Consider the following 19,446-nt stretch of genomic DNA (forward strand, 5'->3'; position numbering starts at 1 on the left):
ACGTTGCGTTCACCTGCGTCCGGGTCGCACCTCACCCCGCCTGCGGCCACCCGGTCGCACGTACCGTCGGTGCCGGAACCGCCGATCTCCCCATCCGTCGCCGCGCGCCGACTTTTTCCCGCCCTCGCCGAATCCACCGCGGTCTACCTCGACAGCGCCGCAACCACACAGAAGCCGCTGCCGGTCATCGAGGCCATCCACCGGTATCACAGCTCACGCACCGCCAACGCCGGTCGCGGCACCTACCCGTGGGCAACCAGCCTGACCGGGCAGATCAGCGGGATACGGGCGCGTACCGCGGCATTCATCGCCGCCGAACACCCTGACGAGGTCGTTTTCACCGGTGGCGCGACCGCCGCGCTCAACGCCGTCGCACTGTCCTGGGGCCTCGGGGCGCTGGAGGACGGCGACGAAATTCTGTACAGCCCACGCGATCACGCCTCCAATGTCCACCCATGGCACCATCTGCGCCGAGTGCTGGCCCGCTTTGGTCGCCACGTCGAATTGGTCCCCTATCGGGTGACCGAACTCGGCGAGGCGGACACCGCCGACATCCTGGCCAAGCTCACCCCGCGCACCCGGTTGATCACCACCAGTCACCTGCATCACGTCTTCGGCGGACTGACCACCCTGGAGGAACTGCGCGGCAGGCTGGACCCCTCGGTGTTGCTGTGTTTCGACTGCAGCCAGAGCGGTGGGCACCTGCCGGTGGACGTGACCGAACTCGGCGCCGACTTCGCAGTGTTCGCCGCGCACAAGATGTTCGGCGCGCCGGGGACCGGAATCCTCTACTGTCACCGTCGAATTCACGATCAACTGCTGCCCTTCCTCCCCGGTGGCAATTCCGGAGTCGAGCTCACCGACGCCGGGCTCATCCCGACCGGTATGCCGGATCTCCTGGAGGGCGGCACCCAGAACATCCCGGGCATCCTCGCGCTCGGCAGCGCATTGGAAGTCCTGGAGTCCTTCGATATCGGGGCGATAGCCGAGCACAATCGCGAGCTCACGCTGCACCTGATCGCCAATCTGCGCCAGGTGCCCGGCCTGGAATTCCTGCCAGGGCCCGCGCACGCGCCGTGCGCGATCGGCTACGGGATCCTGTCGTTCACTCTCGCCGGAATCTCCGCCACCGACCTCGGATTCGTCCTCAGCGAGCTAGGTTTCCTCGTGCGCACCGGCGCCCACTGCACGCCGGCCGCGGCGGCCGACGATGCCGACGATTCGGTTCGGGTCAGCACGCACATCTACAACACGCTCGAGGAGATAGACCGCTTCACGGAATGTGTCATGACCATCGCCATGGAGGTTCGATGAGTATCGACGGCTCCCCGCGCTACGACCGGCGGGCCGCTTCCCGAGTGCTGGCCGGACTTGCCCAGCCCGGATTGTTCGCTACGCCCATCCCTGTCCCCGCGGCTCGCAGGATCGAATACACCTGCGCCGCACTGCGTCCCGAATCGAACAGCCATCTCACCTTTTCGCAGCGGCTGTACCTGGAGCGGTTCATGCGCCCCTGCCGTCCCTACCAGGTCACCAGCGCCACACATCGGATCGCCTGGACCGACAGCGACGGAATCCCCAACACCGGCCACTTCCGATCCGACGGGCTGGGGCCGCTCGTGCCGATCGCCATGCGCGAGACGGTGCTGACGCTCTGGCACGCGTTGGCCGCGAATTCCGCTCTCGCCGAACGCATCAGTACACTCGGCCTGCGCGAGCACGCAGTGCTGGCGGCTACCACCACCGATCACGAACCCATGGACATCCTGCGCGTCGGCGTCGAAGCGACCGGGCGGGCATTGGCCCAGCACGCGCTGCTCGCCCGGCAGACGCCGTATCGCAGCGCGGCCGAATTCGCCGAAGGAATGCGCGATTCCGGGCTCTTCTCTTCGGTCGCGACCCGCTGGTACTGGGAGCTGCAAGCCTCGACCTATCGGCGCGGAATGATTCCGGTGACCCTGGCCACCCAGCCCGACGGGACCGTCCGCTACACCGCGGACAGCGTGGCGACGCTGCGCGCGATGAAGGACTCGACCATCGAGGATGCGCACAACGTCATGCGGCGCGCCACGAGGGTGGAGGGGTTGAGCGTCGAAGACGCGATCGCCAAATACCACGACGATCTCGACCTCATCTCCCGCCAGTACGCGCTGCTGCCGTCCAACACCCGGCCCGCCTGCCTTGCCACGATGCCACACCACCTCGGCGGCGGGCACTACACCCTGTTGCCGCTGGTGGTGGACCAGTTCGTCACCGTCTTCGGCTGGCTCGCCGGGCGCTGCGAGATCACCGAGGTAAGCGCCGAACTCGATGAACTGACCGCCGATGGCCAGGCGACCGCCGAGGACCAGGTGTTCTACGTGCCGGACATGAACTGCAAACACTGTGTCCGCACGATCACCGGGGTGCTGGAGTCCATGGGGATCAAGGTCGTCGACATCGATCTGATCAGCAAACGGGTCGTCGCGGAATTCCGCAGCCCGCGTAATCGGGCCCGCGCATTCGAGGCCATACGCGACGGCGGCTACAACCCGGCCGCGGACAAGCCCGTGGCGATCGATACGTCGACAACCGCCCCGTCGGAAACCGCGGTATGACGGCGCCGCTACCGGCGCTACCAGCAAAGATCCATCCGCTGGTGCGCGCCTTCCTCGACTCACGCGACGCCGTCGAAGACACGGTGGTCCGCTTCGGCTCCCCGGTACATCTGGTGTTCCCACAGGTCTATGCCGAGAACCTCACACGATTCCGCGCCGTCCTCGACCTGCAAGTTTCGCACTACCGAATCTGCTACGCGCACAAGGTGAACCAGTCACGCGCGTTCGTCCGGACAGCCGAGCGTGCGGGCGTCGCCATCGATGTCGCCTCACCACAGGAGCTGGGCAGCGCGATCGCAGCGGGTTTCGATGCCACGCGCATCGAGGTGACCGGGCCGAAAGGCGAAGCATTCCTGCGGGAGCTGATCGACCGCGGCGTCACCATCAATGTCGACAACCTGTGGGAGCTACGCCGAATTGCCGAACTGGCGGCCGACCGCACGAAAGTGCCGGTACTGCTGCGTGTTTCCGGCTTCGACGCGGCATCGGCGAGCCGGTTCGGCGTACCGCTCGCGCACCTCGACCGCGCCTTCGATCTCCTGACGGCCAGTCGCAGCCGAATCGCCTTCCTCGGCTTCGCCTTTCATATCGACTCGGGTGAACCTGCCGAACGCATCAGAGCCATCGATGCCTGCCTGGCCTTGGTCGAACAGGCCTACGACCATGGTCTGACACCGTCGGTGCTGAATATCGGTGGCGGCTTTCGTCAGGTCTTCACCGCCGACGCGGACCGCTTCGACGGCTACGTGCTCGCGCTGCGCGAGGCACTGCTCGGCCGTGGCGCGCAGATGAGCTGGGGGAACAATACTTTCGGCTATCACGTCGACGGCGGTGCGGTGCACGGTATTCCGGTGTTCCACAAGTACGCCAATACCGTGCCCGCGACCACGATGCTCGCCGACCTGCTCGCCGCGCCACTGGAGCGCCACGGTGGGCGCACCGTGGCGCAAGTCGCCGGGGACAATATGCTCGAATTGTGGCTGGAGCCCGGCAAGGCACTTGTCGATCATGCCGGCGTGACGGTGGCGAAGGTCGAGTTCGTCAAGGAGCTGGCCGATGGCACCGTGGTTGTCAATCTCGACATCAGCCGTGATCTGGTGACGCCGGCGGATCAGGAGGTCATGGTCGACCCCATCGTGCTGTCCGGCAACGCCCACCGCCCGGACGCACACGTCGGCCACGCTACGGTGACACCACTGCGCCCTGTGGGCGACATCGCGACGACACCACATCCGATGCCCGAATCCGGTCCGGTGGCAGTGTATTTCGCCGGTCGGCTGTGCCTTGAACGCGATCTCATCACCAATCACAAGGTATGGCTGCCGCAGCGGCCCCAGCCGGGCGACCTCGTGGTCTTCCCCAATACCGGCGCATATCACACGGATCTGTCGGCGGCGACGGCCTCGATGCATCCGGTGCCGACCAAGCTTGCCGTCACCCACCGCGCGGGCAGTTTCCAGGCGTGCCGCGACGGCGATTATGAACCGCCTGTGCCGGTCGGACTGCCGCCGCACCCGTCTGCCGCACGCGGTCCGCACCGATCGCCAGTGCTGCGCCAAGTCTCCCACGCCGACAACGATGGAGCGCCGTAATGCGCTATGACCACATCACCGAACTCATCGGGAACACTCCACTGCTACGCCTCGATCCTGCCGTACACGGACTGGAGAACGTCGAGCTGTACGCGAAGCTGGAGTCGCACAATCCTTTCGGCTCGGTCAAGGACCGGGTGGCGTGGGGCATGATTCGCGACGATCTCGACGAGATCCGGGCGAACGGGCAGACCCTCATCGAGGCGTCCAGCGGCAATACCGCCAAGGCGCTGCGGATACTCGGCGCGGTGTACGGCGTCGGGCTGCGTGCGGTCACCAACCGGATCAAAGTCGCCGAGGTGCGGGATCTGTTGCAGCTGTTCGGCACCGACATCGTGGAGTTGCCCGGACTGTCCGAGTGCCCGGACCCGACTACACCGAACGACGTGTATTCGGTCATCGAGGCGACGATGGCCAAGGATCCCGACGCGTACTACCACGCCTCGCAGTACACCAACGAGAAGAACATCGAGGCCCATCACCACGGGACCGGCCGCGAAATCCACGAGGATCTCGCCGCTGACGGCATCACTCGTGTCGACTACGTCATCGGCGGTCTCGGCACCACAGGTTCCACCCGTGGCACCGCCACCTACCTGCGCAAACACAATCCCGAATTACGCACCATCGCCGTGGTTTCCGACCGCACCGACTTCATCCCCGGCATCCGCTCGGAGAGCGAAATGTGGGACGTCGGTCTGTTCCAACCCGACTTCTACGACCGCATCGTCACCGTCGACGCCCCGAGCGCCGTCGACGCGACGCTGCGCCTTGCCACCGGCTACGGCATTCTCGCGGGCCCGACCAGTGGCGCCAGCTATGCCGCGGCACTCGAAACCTTGCGCACCACAGCGATTTCCATCACCGATGGCCCCGTCGTCGCCGTTTTCATCGTCTGCGATCGCCTGGAACCGTACCTGTCCTATATCAAGAAGCGCAGGCCGGATCTCTTCGACCGCACCGACCGCAGACCGCAGCCCACCGCGACCGAATTGGCCGCGACACCGGTGCTGTCCCCCGACGAACTCGCAGATCTCGATCGCACCGGCCGACCGACCGTCGTCGACACCAGAGGGGCCATGGCCTACCGCATCGGCCACGTCCCCGGCGCCATCAACATTCGCGACGACCAACTCGACGACATGTTCACCCACGGTATCCCTTTCCCCCGCTCCCGCCCTGTCGTCTTCGTGTGCCCCGTCGGCGAGCTCTCGCTGCGCTTCGCGACCACCGCCCGCGCCGCCGGCTTCGACGCCTACAGTCTGGCCGGCGGCATCGTCGCCTGGCGCGACGCCGGTCTGCCCCTGGAGCGCGGCGCTTGAGTCCGTGGGCACCGGCGCATCACTCCGGCACTTTCCGGACACCGGGCAGCCGCGAAAGACGCGGTGGCCTCGACGCCTACTAATGTGAGACGGTGCAGACAGGGCAGGAATCAGACGACGACGCCGGTCCCCGGATCTGGGGCGGCACGACGCTCACCGAGCGCAGGCAGGCGCGGCGGGCCGCGCTGCTCGAAGCTGCGCTGGACCTGATCGGTGAATCCGGCGCTGCCGGGGTCACCATGCGCGCGGTGTGTCGGCGGGCCAATCTCACCGACCGGTACTTCTATGAGAGTTTCGCCAGCCGCGACGAACTGCTCGACCAGCTCTATCGCCAAGTGGCCGACGAGTTCCTCGAGCCGATGACCGCATTCGCCGCCACCGACAATCCGGCGCGCGACCATGCGCTTTGCGAAGTACTCGTCGACAAGGTGCTCGCGGATCCGCGCAAGTCGCGATTGTTTCTGGTCGAGCCGTATTCGAGCACCGGACTCGGCCAGACCACCATCGCGGTCATGCCGGTGTTCACCCGCCTGATGCAGGACCACTTGTTCGCCCACATCGAAGACCCGGTCCGCCGCCGCCTGGCCGCGGTCACCATGGCCAGCGGTAATGCGGGCATGTTCTCCGCGTGGCTCAATGGTTCGCTGCGCGCCACCAGGGAAGAGGTCATCGACCACTGCGCCGAAACGATCGCGGCCTACCGCTGCCTCTATCGGTCTTGACGCTGTGTTCAGGAACACATAGGGCCCACCACGGACAGCGATAGACCCACCTGGACGCAGGCAGCCAGCTGTAGGCGATGAATCCTGGAAAGCGCCGGACGGACGCATGCCCGGACGTCGCATTGCCAATACTTCCGTTTGGGTGTTTACTGGCCAGCGAAGGTGCCGATCGTTCGCTGAGGCTCCTTCACGGATACAGGCCAGCGACCCCGAACGTCGAGAGACGCCCCGGGTCAGGACAGGTCTCCCCGGATTAAGGGGTGATCCCGATTGGCTCCCGACACCTGTCGGGTTTACGCCGTGAAGTGCCAAAGGTCTTACGAGGAGGGCTTCCACCGGCAGGTTTGCCGGGATCCCCACGCATACTCCGCAGCGATTGCCGATACCGCGCCCGGCTTTGCCGTGCGCACAACAGCCGAAGGAGGTGAGCCGGATGCCCGGCGGAGATAATTCGAGAACCCTGTTAGCCAACTATTCACCCGGCGACACCTCCACGGCCGATTTCGGAACGGGACGAGCCCCGTAGCCTGCTGTTCGATGGTGCGCCGACCAGTCAGGGAGTGCGTGATGTCAACGGTAGAAATGATCATTCGGCTGCTCGCGGGCGTCGGCCTCGGCACGGTGATCGGCTTCGAGCGGCAGTACCGGGCCAGGGGTGCGGGCCTGCGCACCAATGCCCTCGTCTCCGCGGGCGCGACGCTGTTCGTCCTGCTGTCGGCCAATGGGTTCGAGGGCGCCACCGCCGACCCGACCCGCGTCGCGGCTCAGATCGTGTCCGGAATCGGCTTTCTGGGCGCGGGCGTCATCATCCGCGACGGATTGAACGTGCGTGGGTTGAATACCGCTGCGACACTCTGGTGTTCGGCGGCTGTCGGCGCACTGGCCGGCGCGGGGATGCTCGGCACCGCGCTGGCGGGCACCGTGGCGGTCGTCGTGGTCAATATCGCCCTGCGGGCGGCCGGGCGGGCCGTGGATCGCCGGCCCGACGCATCCGATGAGCAGCCCGCTTCCTACGCCTTCGTAGCCGTGACCAACGACGAGCACGAGGCACACGTCCGCGCGCTGCTGGTGCAGGCGTTGACGCGCACCGATTTCCGGCTGGTTTCGGTGGCCAGCGCGAACACCGACGTTCCAGGCCGGGTGGAGGTACGCGCAGAGCTGACCGGTGACCAGCGCGATGACCGGCAGATGGAGTCGGCGGTGAGCAGGCTGAGCCTGGAGCCGTCGGTGACCAGCGTCGGCTGGCACATCTCGGTGCCCGAGACGGCGGGCGGTGCGCGGGCATGACCCTGTTGCGTTCCGACCCCTCGCGCGACACTCTCGATCGGTTATACGACTACGACACCGATTCCGACCGCATCACTGCCGATCCCGTCGCTCACATCTTCGAGCCGAAACCCGCCTGACCGGGTGGGAGACATCGTCGCGCGCAGCCACAACCAGGTGCCACTCGCCCTCGGGCACAGGGCTATCGGCCTGATTGGGCGCGCCAGTAGTCGAGGTTGCTTCGGGTCAGTTGGGTGTGGGCGTTATCGGGGCCGAGGACGCGTTCCTGATCGGCGAGCAGTTGTTCGTATTCGGCGATCGCGCGGGTGATGTCACCTGCTTCGCCGTGGCAGGCGGCCAGACAGTTGCGGGTGTAGAGGGTATCGGGGTGGTCAGGGCCGAAGATACGGATCTGGTCGGTGAGCAACGACTCGTATTCTGCTATTGCCCTTGATATTTCGCCGCCCTCCCGCAACCATCGAGCGATGCTGTTGCGGGTGCGCACGGTTTGGGCGTGGTCGCGGCCGAGCAGGCGATTCAGGTCGGTGAGCAGCTGTTCGAACTCCGCTAGGGCGCGGTCGATTTCACCTGCCATCGCGCGGCTGCGGGCGAGATCATGTCGGGTACGCAGGGTTTCGGGGTCGGCGGTGCCGAGAATTTTCGACTGGTCCTCGATGATCTGCTCGAATTCGGTGATGGCGCGGCGCAGGCTACCGCGTTCGCTGCGCCAATACGCCAGACTGTTGCGCACGCGCAGGGTCCACGGATGGTCGGCGCCGCACACGCGGATGTAATCGATCACGAGCCGTTCGAGTTCGGCGACGGCGCGCTCCAAACGGCCGGTATGCCCCCGCCAGTCGGCGGTGTGGAGGCGAGTGGTGAGGGTGTCGATGTGCTGATCGCCGAGAACTCGCGCCTGATCACGGCCGAGGTTCTCGAGTTCTTCGATGGCGGTATTGATGTCGCCGCTGCGGCCGCGGCTGTTCGCAAGGCGGTTGCGCACGCGCAGGGTGTCGTGATGATCCGCGCCCATAACCGCGGTGAAGCTCGGCAGCCACGCCGACCACAGGTCGCGATTGTCGGCGGCGCGCGGCGTCTGCAGTTGCTCGAGGAAGTCGAAGGCGGCCGCGGAATTGCCGAAGGCCAGGTAGTGGCGCACCGCCGCGCCGCGGGCGTAAGTGGTGGCACTCTTCGCGCCGTTGTCCTCGATCGCCGCGATGATTGCCCGGTGGCCGGCGTCGAGTTCCACTCCGAGCCTGCGGCATTCGGCCCGCAGTCCGGCCAGCAACGCGGCATGGGTCACGCCGACCGCCTCGCGGGCGGTGCCCGGTCGGCTACGAGTGACCAACGAGCCGAGACCGACCGTGAGGTCACGCAGGCGGGCAATCTTGGTCTGGTGGCCCATCCACGCCATCGCCGCGTCGAGCAGTTCGATCGGCAGCGCAGGCCCGACGCCCGCGGCGGCTAGGACACCGAGCAGCGCGCCGATCGTCCCGGCCGTTGCCGCCCCCGCGACCTGCAGGGCGGACCCGATGCGCAAGGCCACCACATCGTCGAGGTCGACGTCGCGCACCATCGCCTGATCGGCCACCGCACCGGGGATCTCGGTCAGCAGCCGAGCCATCAGCCAGCCAGCTGTCACCGAGTCGGAATCATTACGGGTCGAAGGTGTTTCGGCCAAGAGCACATCCGTCCATGCTGTCCACTCGCGCTCGTCGAGCACCATACGACTGTCCCGCGCCGACTCCACCGTGGCGGCGATGTCCTCGGCGACCGGCTCGGAGACCACGATGCGGTGCATGTGGGCGAGCGCCGGAGCATCCTCGATCCCCATGCCCTGCCGAATACCGAGGATGACCCGCACCTGACGAAGATCATCGCTGCGCGTCAGATCGGCAAAGACATCGATCAGCAATTGTCGGGTGCCGACTTCCGGATGGTTGAGCCCGTCGACGATCACGGTGACCCGTCTACCGTCTTTTGCCAACCGCGCCAACGGATGTCGAACCTCGATGTCGAACACGTCATGAGCGGTGCCGTTGTGTTCATCGAGCTCGCGTGCGGTCCGCGCGGCCGCGGCGAACCCGGGCACCCTGGCAGTCAACTGCGCCGACAGCTCGGCGGCCACCGCGTCGACCGAACTGTTCACCGTCAAAAAGATAGCGGCAGTGATGTATTCGGGCGAGATGGGCAGAGTGTCGACGAGACTGGGCCGGATGAGCATGGCCAGCAGGGTCGACTTGCCGACACCCGGCGGGCCGATGACGCCGCGCAATCGGTTGCTGCCGGCTTCGATGATGTCGTCGAGGGTCTCCCTCACCGCGGCGGTGAGCAACAACCTACTGGTCAGCTGGTCGACGAAACCTGCGGCCGGCCGGCCGGTGACCGCATCCCGGCGGCGTGCGATGTTCGGCACCAGCCACAGGCCGGGGTCACCGCCCTCGCTGACGGTGACAGTGCCCGAGGTGAAGGACAGATGTTCGGGCTGCTGCCTGGTGCACACCGTCGCAATCGGGTCGACCAGATCCGACGGCAGCAGATTCTCGCCACGCAATGGCAGCCCGGAAGCGAAGGTGGACAACATCGTTCGAGTGAAGCAGCCCGCATACGCGGGGCCGTCACCCGCGGCGACCAACAGCTCCATCCGACCCGCCGCCCTGGCCAGCAATTCCGGCCATCGACGGGCCGCGCCGAAGAGGCCCTGCTCGGTCTCGCACGCATCCACCAGCACCACCAGCCCATCGAGCGCCGACCTGTTCAGTCGCTCCCGAATCTCCTGGGTGAGATGAAATGCCGTGTGGGAGTCCGGCATCGACGGCGAATCCTGACCGAGCAGAAAGAAGTCCTCGGCACTGGTCGCCGTCCCGTGCCCGATGAACCCGATCAAAAGTGTGGCCTGCTGCTGCGCTGCGGCTGCGAATGCCACTCCGACCGCCGAACTGAGCTGCGCTGCAGTCGGATTGAGCAGTGGCCCGTCGGCATCGGTCGCGGCTTGCCAACCGCCGGCCGCTTTCAAACTCTCGTACAGACCGGTCGCGAGTTCGCCGGTGAACCCCAGTTCCCCCAGCGCCCCGCATTCGGATCCGACGACCAGCGCGAGCCTTCCTCCCATTCGGGCAACCTACCTTCCGTCGCGAAACGGGAACCCCGCATTGGCTGTCTTCCAACGTCGCCGTATGGTCGCTGCCGTGCCCGCGGCGCTGGTGAACCCCAGCTCCCCCAGCGCAACACACTCGGATCCGACGACCAGCGCGAGCCTTCCTCCCATTCAGGAAACCTACCGCCCTCGGGAACCCGGCTACCGGACCTCATATTTTTGGGCGGACGACCACCGCGGTTTGCCCGCCGTGATAGGAACGTACTAGAACGTCACACCGTGGCGAGTGACAACCGGGGGCCGTGAAATATGGCAGCGATAGTGCTCGTGCATGGCATCGCGCAGGAACAATATGCGGCGGATGTGCTGGAGGCCCAGTGGATCCCCGCACTGGCGGGCGGAGTTCGCGCGGCCGGGCATCCCGAACTGGCCGATCGGTTGTGGCGCGGGCCGCTGCCGGGGGCCCCCGAGGTTCGGATGGCCTTCTACGGCAACGCTTTTCTGGATCCCGGCGCTCAGGGTGGCGCCGCTCCGATCAGCGATGACGATCAGGAACTCAGCGAACAGCTCGCCGCGGCTTGGCTCGCGACGGCGGCGGCGCAGGCCGGCAACTCGCGAGATCAGATGGAAGCACAGCGCTACCTCGACAACGCAGCGCTCGGCGACGTGGGCCAACAGGGAATCGGGGCGAAGGCCAGGTTCGCCACCAATGCGCTCACCAGGCTGAAGTGGTTCGCGCCCTTCGGATTCGGGCTCGCGGAAAAGTTCGTCAACCGGTCGCTGGCGCAGGTCACCCGGTACCTCTGCGACGAAGCGGTACGCAAGCATGCCCAGCAGCAGGTGCTCGACCTGATCGGACCAGAGACCAGACTGGTCATCGGACATTCGCTCGGTTCGGTGGTCGCCTACGAGGCCCTGTACCACGTCCCAGGGCCGGTCACGCTGATCACCCTCGGTTCGCCGCTCGCCTTGCAGTCGATCATCTACCCGCGCCTGCGGCCGCAGCCGCCGACCGTTCCACCCGCGCTCGCCCGCTGGGAGAATATCGCCGACCGTGACGATATCGTCGCCGCACACCTGGACCTGGCCCCTTTCTTCCCACCCGGCCCCGGCGGCACGGTCGTGCCGACAACACATCCCGCCATCGACAATGGCGCACAACCGCACGACGCCACGCACTATCTCACCAAGCGCTCGGTCGGCCATATCGTCGCCGAGGCGCTGAGCGAACAGCGACACCCGTAATCGACGGCCCGACGCCATTTACTCCAGGGCCGAATTCCGCTCCGACGCGTAGGCTGACAGCCCTGGTGTCTAGTCCGAGGAGTTCACCGCGATGACCGACCCCGTGCGGGGTTTGACGGGTACGCTGACGGCGGCGATTCGGGGTGCCGGAATGTTGGGGGAGGTTTTGGTGGCGATTCGCGGGGGGACGGAGCTCTATATCGCACGGGCGGAGGAGCCGATTCCGGCGGGAACCACCGTGTTGATCATCACCGTCAATCCGGGGCGCATCGTCGATGTGGTTCCGTGGATTCCGTTGCAGACGGATCTACCCGAGAAAATGTAAACAAGTAGGGAGTCGACGTGCTGGGGTATCACGTACCTGATCCGGACGAGGCGATGCTCGTCAGTGGCGCCAAGAGCAAGGACGATGTGCCGTTCGGGGTGGTGATCGGACGCGGCAAATGGGTGATGCCCTTCTTCCGCAAGGTGAGCTATCTGTCGCTGGCGATGTTCGAGGCGGAAATCAAGGAGCGCTGCGTCACCAAGCAGGCCATCCAACTCGAGGTGCGCGCGGTGATAGCGTTCAAGGTCGCCAATGACGAGAAGTCGATCGTCAATGCGGCACAACGCTTCCTGTCGGAACAGGAGCGGGAGATGTCGGTGCTCACCGGGCGCATCTTCTCCGGTCATCTGCGCTCGATCGTCGGTTCGATGACGGTCGAGGAAATCATTCGCGAACGGCAGCGCCTCGCCGACGAAGTACTTGTGGCGTCCAAAGTCGAGATGAGCAATATCGGGTTGTGGGTGGACTCCTTCCAGATCCAGTCCATCGATGACGGCAACCTCGGCTACATCACCGCACTCGCGGCCCCGCACAACGCCGCGGTGCAGCGTGACGCGCAGATCGCGCAATCACAAGCCGCGCAACTCGCCGCGGAGGCCGAGCAGGAGTCGCTGCGCCGACGGGCCGAGTACCAGCGCGAGACCGCGATCCTGAAGGCCCAGTATCAGCGCGATATCGACAAAGCCAATGCCGAGGCGGCGCAGGCAGGGCCGCTGGCCGAGGCCAAGGCCATGCAGGAGGTGCTGACCGCGCAGGCCGAACAGGCCCGTAAGGAAGCCGAACTACGCGAACAACAATTGCAGGCCGAGGTGGTGAAACCCGCACTCGCGGAGGCGGAACGGGTGCGCATCCTGGCCGAGGCCGAGGCCGACCGGACCAGGATCCAGGCCGATGCGGCCGCATCGAACAATCGAATCGCGTTGGACCAGTTGCTGATCGAGCAGTTGCCGGAGATCGTCAAGCAGGCGTCCAACGGACTGGCGAACGCGAACCTGACGGTCCTGAACGGGCCGGACGGCGTCGGGGAATTGGTCAACGGAATGGTCGGTCAAGGGCTCACCGTCTTCAATTCGTTACAAAAGGCGCTTTCATCCAACGACGGGGAAAATGCGAGCTAAAGTGGCCGAATAGCAACGGCGAGGAGCGGGTGTTGGTGTCCATCGGGAAATTGGTGTCGTTCGACAGCTCTCGGGGGTTCGGGTTCATTCGTCCCGATGACGGTGGACCGGATGTGTTCGTCCACGTGAACGACATCGGTCTCGACGAGGACGAGCTGCGCCAGGGTCGGGTGTTCGAATTCGAGGTGACCGAGGGCGACCGTGGACCCAAAGCGGTCAATCTGACCGTGGTCGGCGGCCAGCAGGCAGCATCGGCTCCTCCCCCTCGACACAAAAAGGACCGATCACCCTCCCCCGGCCAGCTGACGGCCGCCGAGCACAAGCGCCAGATCACCGAGCTGCTCCTGGACGCGAGCCCGGCATTGACTGCGGGCGAAATCCTGACGATCCGCGATCGCCTCACCGCCTATGCCGACCAGCACGGCTGGCTCGAATGAGCTCGGCCCGAACACGAAGGTAGCCGCGATGGAACTGCGGCCGATCACCGCAGCTCCAGACCTGCGCGCACCGGTTGCCCGGCCCGACATCACCGCGGCCCGGTTGCCCGAAGTTCACGATGTTGTCGGACCTGGGACCTACGATCGAGCCGGAGCCTCAGCCCGCGATAACCGATGAATCTTCGTCGGCTACGGCGTCGACATGGGTGAGGAACAAACCGAGGAGGAGCGCGTGGACCTACCGGTGATGCCACCAGTCCGGCCGATGCTGGCGAAAACAGCCCCGTCGGTACCGCGTGAGCCGGGCCTGAGCTATGAACCGAAATGGGACGGCTTTCGCTGCGTCGTTTTCCGCGACGGCGACGAGATCGAACTCGGGTCACGCAACGACCGCCCGCTGACCAGGTATTTCCCCGAGGTCGCCGAATTGCTGAAGCAGGCGCTGCCGGAGAAATGCGTGGTGGACGGCGAAATCGTCGTGGTCACCGATCAGGGCCTCGATTTCGATACGCTACAGAATCGTCTGCACCCGGCGGCCTCGCGTGTGAACAAGCTGGCCAAGGAAACACCGGCCAGTTTCGTCGCCTTCGATCTGCTTGCGCTCGGTGACAAGGATCTGACCGGCGAACCATTCGCCGAACGCAGGCGACTACTGGCGACCATTCTCGACACCGAATTCGCCACGGTGCACCTCACCCCGATCACCGAGGACCCAGAGATCGCCGAGGACTGGTTCACCCGGTTCGAGGGCGCGGGCTTCGACGGCGTCATGGTCAAGTCGAACGATCTGGCCTACCTGCAGGACAAAAGGGTGATGCTCAAGATCAAGCACGAGCGCACCGCTGACTGTGTGGTCGCCGGCTTCCGCTGGCACAAGGACGGCGAGGGTGTCGGCTCGTTGCTGCTCGGTCTTTTCGATGACGAAGGGCACCTGCATCATGTCGGGGTGGCGAGCAGTTTCACTGCGGCCAAGCGCAAGTCGCTGGTCGAGGAGCTGAAACCGTTGCGCGAGCACGCACTGGAGAACCATCCGTGGCGGGAGTGGGCTGATGCGGCCGCGCAGGCGAAGGCCGACGGCAAGATGCCGGGCGGGGTGAGCCGATGGACCGGCGGCAAGGACCTGTCCTGGGAGGCGCTGCGCCCGGAGCTGGTCGCCGAGGTCCGCTACGAACATGTGCAGTCGGGCCGCCTGCGCCACGGCGGCCGGCTGGTTCGCTTCCGCGCCGACCGGACCCCGGAATCATGCACCTACGCCCAACTCGACGAGGTCGCTCCCGCCGAATTGAGCACCCTCTTCACCGAAATCCAGGGAAAGTGATGAGCGCGTCCGTCGATATCGAGGTGGACGGCAGAACCGTCGCCATCAGCAATCCCGACAAGATCTATTTCACCAAGCGCGGCGAAACGAAACTTGATCTGGTGCACTACTACCGGGCGGTCGCCGAACCGTTCCTGAAGGTGGTCGGCAATCGACCGCTGCTGCTCGAGCGCTATCCCGACGGCGCGTCGGGGAAATCGTGGTTCCAGAAGCGGGTTCCGAAATCCGCGCCGGATTGGCTGCACACCGTCGAGGTCTCCACACCCAACGGGACCACCAGCGACGCCCTTGTCGCGCATGATCTCGCGCATATCCTGTGGGCGGTGAACCAGGGCTGCTTGGGCTTTCACGTCTGGCCCAATCAGGTGGACGATCTGAAGATCGCCGACGAACTGCGCATCGACCTGGACCCCTCCCCCGGTATCACCTTCGACGATCTCAAGCATGCCGCCGTGCTGACCCGCGAACTGTTCACCGAACTCGGCATCGAATCCTCGATCAAGACCTCCGGTTCTCGCGGTCTGCACATTTATGTTGCGCTGGAACCGAATTGGGATGGTTACCAGGTTCGCGCCGCCGCTGTGGCCTTGGCTCGCGAGCTCGAGCGCCGCCATCCCGACGAGATCACCGCGCAATGGTGGAAAGAGGAACGCGGCAGTCGCGTGTTCATCGACTTCAACCAGAACGCCCCACACAAAACGGTTTTCGGCGCCTGGTGCGTGCGTCCGAAGGTCGGTGCCCAGGTGTCGACGCCGATCGCCTGGTCCGAACTCGACACCATCGTCCCCGACGAACTCACCATCGCCACCGTGCCCGCGCGGTTGGCCACGCTCGGCGATCCGTGGGCCGACCGCGCCCCGCAATCGATCGAATCGCTGCTGACGATGTCCGAACGCGATATGGCCGCAGGCCTGATGGACGCGCCGTGGCCGCCGCAGTATCCGAAGATGCCCAACGAGCCGCCCCGCGTGCAGCCGAGCCGGGCCAAGAAGGCCGACTAACCGCTACCGCGGCGCTACCGGGTGTGCGTCAGTGCACCGCTCTTCAGGGCGGTGGTGAAGGCCCGCGCGGGAGGCCTGCCGGGGCCCGGCGTGCCCTGAACGAAACGGTCTCACCTGGCTTCGGGACCTCGGGTGTCGGGTTTGTGTCGTACCTCGCTGACGCTCTCACCCGAACCGAGAGCCCGTTCAAGCAGATCCAATGGATCAAGGACAGCCCGAACGCGAGTCTGCTGGCCCAGCTCGTGACCGACGACAGGTCGTTGAGCCACGACCTTCTCGACGAGCTCCCGCCAAGTCGCAACGTCCACTACATCCGGCAGATGCTGACACAGACCGGCATCCTGTCCGAACGCCACGAGGACCTGGATCGGCTGCCGGCATGGCTCGACCACCCCCCTCCCTCAGGCCGACCTCGACCGCTGGCTCGACGAGCCCGGAACCCCGCGGCGCAACCTCGTGCGCTACTTCCTCAACTGGACATCCAAACGGAAGATCACGGAAAAGCTTATCGTTCCGTCGATTCCGCGCCAACAGGCCGCCGAACCGCTCGACGACGAGGAACGCTGGCGGTTGCTGCGGCAGTGCCTCAACGATGACGAACTTCCGGTCGACGTCCGGGCAGCCGGTGCACTGACTCTGCTGTTCGGACTCCCTACCGAACGGCTCCGACACCTCACCGCCGACAAGCTCACGCACAACGACGGCCAGGACTTCCTGACCGCAGGTCACCGACCCATCCTTCTCCCGCCCAAGCTGGCGAAACTCTTGTGGAAGCTGGGCAGCGACCCGCAACGCCGACTGGCCATCCCCGAGGACAAGCAAGGCCCCCGCAAGCTGTTCCCGGGCCTCGTTCCCGGCCAGCCGATCGCCAATCACGCCCTCACCACCCGGCTCGCCCGCCACGGCATCAACGTCCACACTGCACGCAACAGCGCCCTCGCCGCCCTGGCTACCGACCTACCCGCCGCCGTCCTCGCCGACCTGCTCGGCATGCACATTCAACAGGGACTGTCCAGGGAAAACGGCTCTGGCTCACTTTCGGTGGTCACCGTGAGGCTATGCCAGCAGAATGCGGTGTCGAAGTAGCCGAAAACTGGCCCGACCATACATTTGTCGCTTGATCAGCTTGGTTTTCGTGTTGACCCCCCTCGATCGGCCCGTTGCTGTAGGGCAGCGTCAGACCGGCGACGGCGTCGTCGTGGTCCTGATCGAGTCCGCGCAGGAACGGGTCGAGTTCGGGCAGCCCGGCCTCGCGGACTTGCTTCATCCAGGTGTCGAGATCGTCACCGCGGCGTTCGACCATAATCGACGCGAATTCACCGACGAGCCGGGCCAGGTCGGTCATCTCGGGGCAGACGGCGACGAGCTCGTCCAGGTGGGCGCGGCGCCCGGCAGCCAGGTCTGCGGGCCGGCTCATAATCCACGAGGTGAGGCGTCTCGGCGACGGGCTGATTCGGTCGCTTTCGGCGCGGCCCTGGTTGAGGTATCTGTGCAGCAAGTTCAGGCTGCCGGTGTAGCCGAGGGTTTTGATCTTGTTGAACAGGTGCAGCACCGGAACGCCGGGTTGCTCGGTGCGGCGCCGACGTAGGTGGTCGCGGTAGGGGTCGACCAAACACGCACGGTTTTGCGGTGGGCGGCGCAGTTGGTCCGGCTCGGGGGCGCGGGCATAGCGTTTCACCGTGTTGAGCGACAGTCCGAGCCGACGGGTGCAGTCGAGCAGTCCGACACCCTGATCGAGCAGGTTATGCACCGCGTGCCAGCGTTCCAACGTGCTGGTTTCGCGGGTGAGCGTCTGTCTCCTCGGACCGGCGGCCGCCCAGCATCGGCCATGCGCGGCAACGACCTTTTCGACCGATCGGGCAAGCCCGTGCCACAGGTGCCAGCGGTCAGTGGCCTGCAGCGCGGCGGGCAGTGCCCGGGCGGATGGCTTCGGCGTAGGTAGCCGATCCGTCGCGGACGACGAGCTCGACACCGGGGTTGTCGCGCAGCCATGCTTCGAGGGTCTCGGACTTGCGGTCGGGCAGGACATCGATTCGTTCATGGCTGACCGCGTCGATCACCGCTGTGCCGTAGCGGTTTCGGCGCCGCAACGCGAAATCGTCCACGCTTACCACCCGAGGCACCGGCCGGTGCGGCAGCGGGATTCTCAGCAATACCCGTACTGCGATGTGGCGGGACAGCCGAACCGGCAGCGCAGCAAGCAGGCGAACTGCGGCCCGACCGGCCAGTTCTCTCACGACCGCCCGCACCTGGCCGGTCAGCCGGGTGGTGCGCCGCTGGTAACGTTCGAGCACGCCAGGAACCTGCTCGCGAAAGGTCCTGCAGCACTGCGGCGTCGAACAGATCAACCGTCGAATCCGTACCCGCACGACCACAGGCCCGCCGTCGACCGGCAGATCGGCAACGGTCCGATGGTGATAGCTGTGGACCTTCACCGACTCCGCGCCGCAGCGCGAGCATGCCGCCGGGCCCGGCGCTGTCCTGGCACGCACCACGATCTGCGGGCCATCATCAACGACAGCCTCGACCAGCAGAGCCGACAACCCTGAAAATGCAAGCCCGACAGTAATCTTCACCTCGCCCACCGGGGCATCGTGCCGTCAGACCATCACGCTGAGCCACCGAAAGTGAGCCAGAGCCCAGAAAAAACGGTGTAACTGGATTTGATTCAGTTGCTCCGTGCCGCTGAGAGTCGGCCTTCGAAAGTGATGTCGAAGGCATTCAAAGCGGCCTTCCATCGGGTGATCCAGCGTTGTCGCCCGGTGCCGGTGGGGTCCAGCGCCATGACCGCCAGATAGACGCATTCAGGGCGGCTTGCTCGTTGGGGAAGTGCCCGCGGGCGCGCACGGCGCGGCGGATGCGGGCGTTGACCGACTCGATGGCGTTGGTCGAGCACACGACCCGGCGGATCTCGGTGTCGAAGGCCAGGAACGGCACGAACTCCGCCCACGCGTTCTCCCACAGCTTGACGATCGCCGGATACTTGGCGCCCCAAACCTCGGCGAACTCGTAGAACCGTTCCAGCGCAGCCGATTCCGTCGGCGCGGTATACACCGGTTTCAACGCTTTGGCGATGGCGTCCCAGCGCTGGCGAGCCGGATAGCGGAACGAGGCACGCAGCAGATGCACGATGCAGGTCTGCACGACCGCTTGCGGCCAGACCTGCCCGATCCTTCCCGCCGGTAACGGTTGGTTGTCGAGTGACAGTGGATTTGCGGCCATGGGTTTGCTGGGATGCTGTCGAACTCCCTGAGCACCAACGGAATATGTGAGACCACGGCATCGCTCGCTCCGTAACTGGTTGGGTGGCAATGTCGTTGATGTGGCGCGTCCTTATGCTCCTGGCAGCGAGGCAACCAGGTCGACAACGATGCCTCGGACATGCCTGCGATAGCCGAAAGAGGTG

General features: G+C 65.6%; 15 protein-coding genes, 2 pseudogenes and 1 riboswitch. Of the genes and pseudogenes, 14 read left to right on the forward strand and 3 right to left on the reverse strand.

Going from position 1 to position 19,446, the window contains the following annotated elements:
• Positions 1-3: 3 nt before the first annotated feature.
• The 7 genes from OHQ90_RS28245 to OHQ90_RS28275 all read left to right on the forward strand — a co-directional run bounded on the left by OHQ90_RS28245 (position 4) and on the right by OHQ90_RS28275 (position 7,639).
• Positions 4-1,314: an aminotransferase class V-fold PLP-dependent enzyme gene (locus OHQ90_RS28245; RefSeq protein ID WP_328402555.1), complete on the forward strand. Its 1,311-nt coding sequence runs from the start codon at positions 4-6 to the stop codon at positions 1,312-1,314.
• Entirely contained in the window at positions 1,311-2,597 is a 1,287-nt protein-coding gene (locus tag OHQ90_RS28250; RefSeq protein WP_328402557.1) for a heavy-metal-associated domain-containing protein, read from the forward strand. The genes OHQ90_RS28245 and OHQ90_RS28250 overlap by 4 nt, the downstream gene beginning before the upstream one ends.
• On the forward strand, positions 2,594-4,189 hold the full coding sequence (locus OHQ90_RS28255; protein WP_328402559.1) for a decarboxylase: 1,596 nt from the start codon (positions 2,594-2,596) through the stop codon (positions 4,187-4,189). Before OHQ90_RS28250 ends, OHQ90_RS28255 begins: the two co-directional genes overlap by 4 nt.
• Positions 4,189-5,511, forward strand: coding sequence for a pyridoxal-phosphate dependent enzyme (locus tag OHQ90_RS28260; RefSeq protein WP_328402561.1), 1,323 nt, complete (start codon positions 4,189-4,191; stop codon positions 5,509-5,511). The genes OHQ90_RS28255 and OHQ90_RS28260 overlap by 1 nt, the downstream gene beginning before the upstream one ends.
• Before the next feature lie 92 nt (positions 5,512-5,603).
• On the forward strand, positions 5,604-6,233 hold the full coding sequence (locus tag OHQ90_RS28265) for a TetR/AcrR family transcriptional regulator (protein WP_328402563.1): 630 nt from the start codon (positions 5,604-5,606) through the stop codon (positions 6,231-6,233).
• Positions 6,234-6,394: 161 nt separating this feature from the next.
• A riboswitch (M-box (ykoK) riboswitch) is annotated at positions 6,395-6,566 on the forward strand.
• A gap of 234 nt (positions 6,567-6,800) precedes the next feature.
• Entirely contained in the window at positions 6,801-7,520 is a 720-nt protein-coding gene (locus tag OHQ90_RS28270) for an MgtC/SapB family protein (RefSeq protein WP_328402565.1), read from the forward strand.
• On the forward strand, positions 7,517-7,639 hold the full coding sequence (locus OHQ90_RS28275) for a hypothetical protein (RefSeq protein WP_328402567.1): 123 nt from the start codon (positions 7,517-7,519) through the stop codon (positions 7,637-7,639). Before OHQ90_RS28270 ends, OHQ90_RS28275 begins: the two co-directional genes overlap by 4 nt.
• 62 nt (positions 7,640-7,701) lie before the next feature.
• Here the strand turns inward: OHQ90_RS28275 and OHQ90_RS28280 are convergent, their stop codons facing one another.
• Positions 7,702-10,611 carry a tetratricopeptide repeat protein gene (locus OHQ90_RS28280; RefSeq protein WP_328402569.1) on the reverse strand — a complete coding sequence of 970 codons (2,910 nt, stop codon included), beginning with the start codon at positions 10,609-10,611 and terminating at the stop codon, positions 7,702-7,704.
• Between the two features lie 294 nt (positions 10,612-10,905).
• Between OHQ90_RS28280 and OHQ90_RS28285 the strand changes: the two genes are divergently transcribed.
• The 7 genes from OHQ90_RS28285 (at position 10,906) to OHQ90_RS28315 (ending at position 17,126) form a co-directional block, all read left to right on the forward strand.
• Positions 10,906-11,841, forward strand: coding sequence for a hypothetical protein (locus tag OHQ90_RS28285; RefSeq protein ID WP_328402571.1), 936 nt, complete (start codon positions 10,906-10,908; stop codon positions 11,839-11,841).
• A gap of 91 nt (positions 11,842-11,932) precedes the next feature.
• Positions 11,933-12,166, forward strand: a complete 234-nt coding sequence (locus OHQ90_RS28290; protein WP_328402573.1) for a hypothetical protein — start codon at positions 11,933-11,935, stop codon at positions 12,164-12,166.
• Positions 12,167-12,183: 17 nt separating this feature from the next.
• On the forward strand, positions 12,184-13,284 hold the full coding sequence (locus OHQ90_RS28295) for an SPFH domain-containing protein (RefSeq protein WP_328402575.1): 1,101 nt from the start codon (positions 12,184-12,186) through the stop codon (positions 13,282-13,284).
• Positions 13,285-13,313: 29 nt separating this feature from the next.
• Positions 13,314-13,721, forward strand: coding sequence for a cold-shock protein (locus OHQ90_RS28300; protein WP_328402577.1), 408 nt, complete (start codon positions 13,314-13,316; stop codon positions 13,719-13,721).
• Positions 13,722-13,953: 232 nt separating this feature from the next.
• The gene (locus tag OHQ90_RS28305; RefSeq protein ID WP_328413144.1) at positions 13,954-15,039 is read left to right on the forward strand and encodes an ATP-dependent DNA ligase; all 1,086 of its coding nucleotides are present in this window, start codon (positions 13,954-13,956) and stop codon (positions 15,037-15,039) included.
• Complete coding sequence (gene ligD / locus OHQ90_RS28310) at positions 15,039-16,040, forward strand: non-homologous end-joining DNA ligase (protein ID WP_328402579.1); 1,002 nt, start codon at positions 15,039-15,041, stop codon at positions 16,038-16,040. The genes OHQ90_RS28305 and ligD overlap by 1 nt, the downstream gene beginning before the upstream one ends.
• Before the next feature lie 456 nt (positions 16,041-16,496).
• Positions 16,497-17,126: a hypothetical protein gene (locus OHQ90_RS28315; protein WP_328402581.1), complete on the forward strand. Its 630-nt coding sequence runs from the start codon at positions 16,497-16,499 to the stop codon at positions 17,124-17,126.
• Here OHQ90_RS28315 and OHQ90_RS28320 read toward each other — a convergent pair.
• Positions 17,097-18,625, reverse strand: a pseudogene (locus OHQ90_RS28320) (ISL3 family transposase). The gene OHQ90_RS28315 and the pseudogene OHQ90_RS28320 overlap by 30 nt on opposite strands.
• A gap of 83 nt (positions 18,626-18,708) precedes the next feature.
• Positions 18,709-19,211 (reverse strand): annotated as a pseudogene (locus OHQ90_RS28325) (transposase); the annotation flags it as partial.
• Positions 19,212-19,446: the final 235 nt, after the last annotated feature.

It is taken from the genome of Nocardia sp. NBC_00403 (assembly GCF_036046055.1).
Lineage (GTDB): Bacteria > Actinomycetota > Actinomycetes > Mycobacteriales > Mycobacteriaceae > Nocardia.

Excerpts from the sequence above, each read along its gene's own strand:
- OHQ90_RS28290 (WP_328402573.1), top strand. The coding sequence starts at position 11,933 with ATGACCGACCCCGTGCGGGGTTTGACGGGTACGCTGACGGCGGCGATT.
- OHQ90_RS28250 (WP_328402557.1), top strand. The coding sequence starts at position 1,311 with ATGAGTATCGACGGCTCCCCGCGCTACGACCGGCGGGCCGCTTCCCGA.
- OHQ90_RS28255 (WP_328402559.1), top strand. The coding sequence starts at position 2,594 with ATGACGGCGCCGCTACCGGCGCTACCAGCAAAGATCCATCCGCTGGTG.
- OHQ90_RS28285 (WP_328402571.1), top strand. The coding sequence starts at position 10,906 with ATGGCAGCGATAGTGCTCGTGCATGGCATCGCGCAGGAACAATATGCG.
- OHQ90_RS28260 (WP_328402561.1), top strand. The coding sequence starts at position 4,189 with ATGCGCTATGACCACATCACCGAACTCATCGGGAACACTCCACTGCTA.
- OHQ90_RS28270 (WP_328402565.1), top strand. The coding sequence starts at position 6,801 with ATGTCAACGGTAGAAATGATCATTCGGCTGCTCGCGGGCGTCGGCCTC.
- OHQ90_RS28280 (WP_328402569.1), bottom strand. The coding sequence starts at position 10,611 with ATGGGAGGAAGGCTCGCGCTGGTCGTCGGATCCGAATGCGGGGCGCTG.
- ligD (WP_328402579.1), top strand. The coding sequence starts at position 15,039 with ATGAGCGCGTCCGTCGATATCGAGGTGGACGGCAGAACCGTCGCCATC.
- OHQ90_RS28275 (WP_328402567.1), top strand. The coding sequence starts at position 7,517 with ATGACCCTGTTGCGTTCCGACCCCTCGCGCGACACTCTCGATCGGTTA.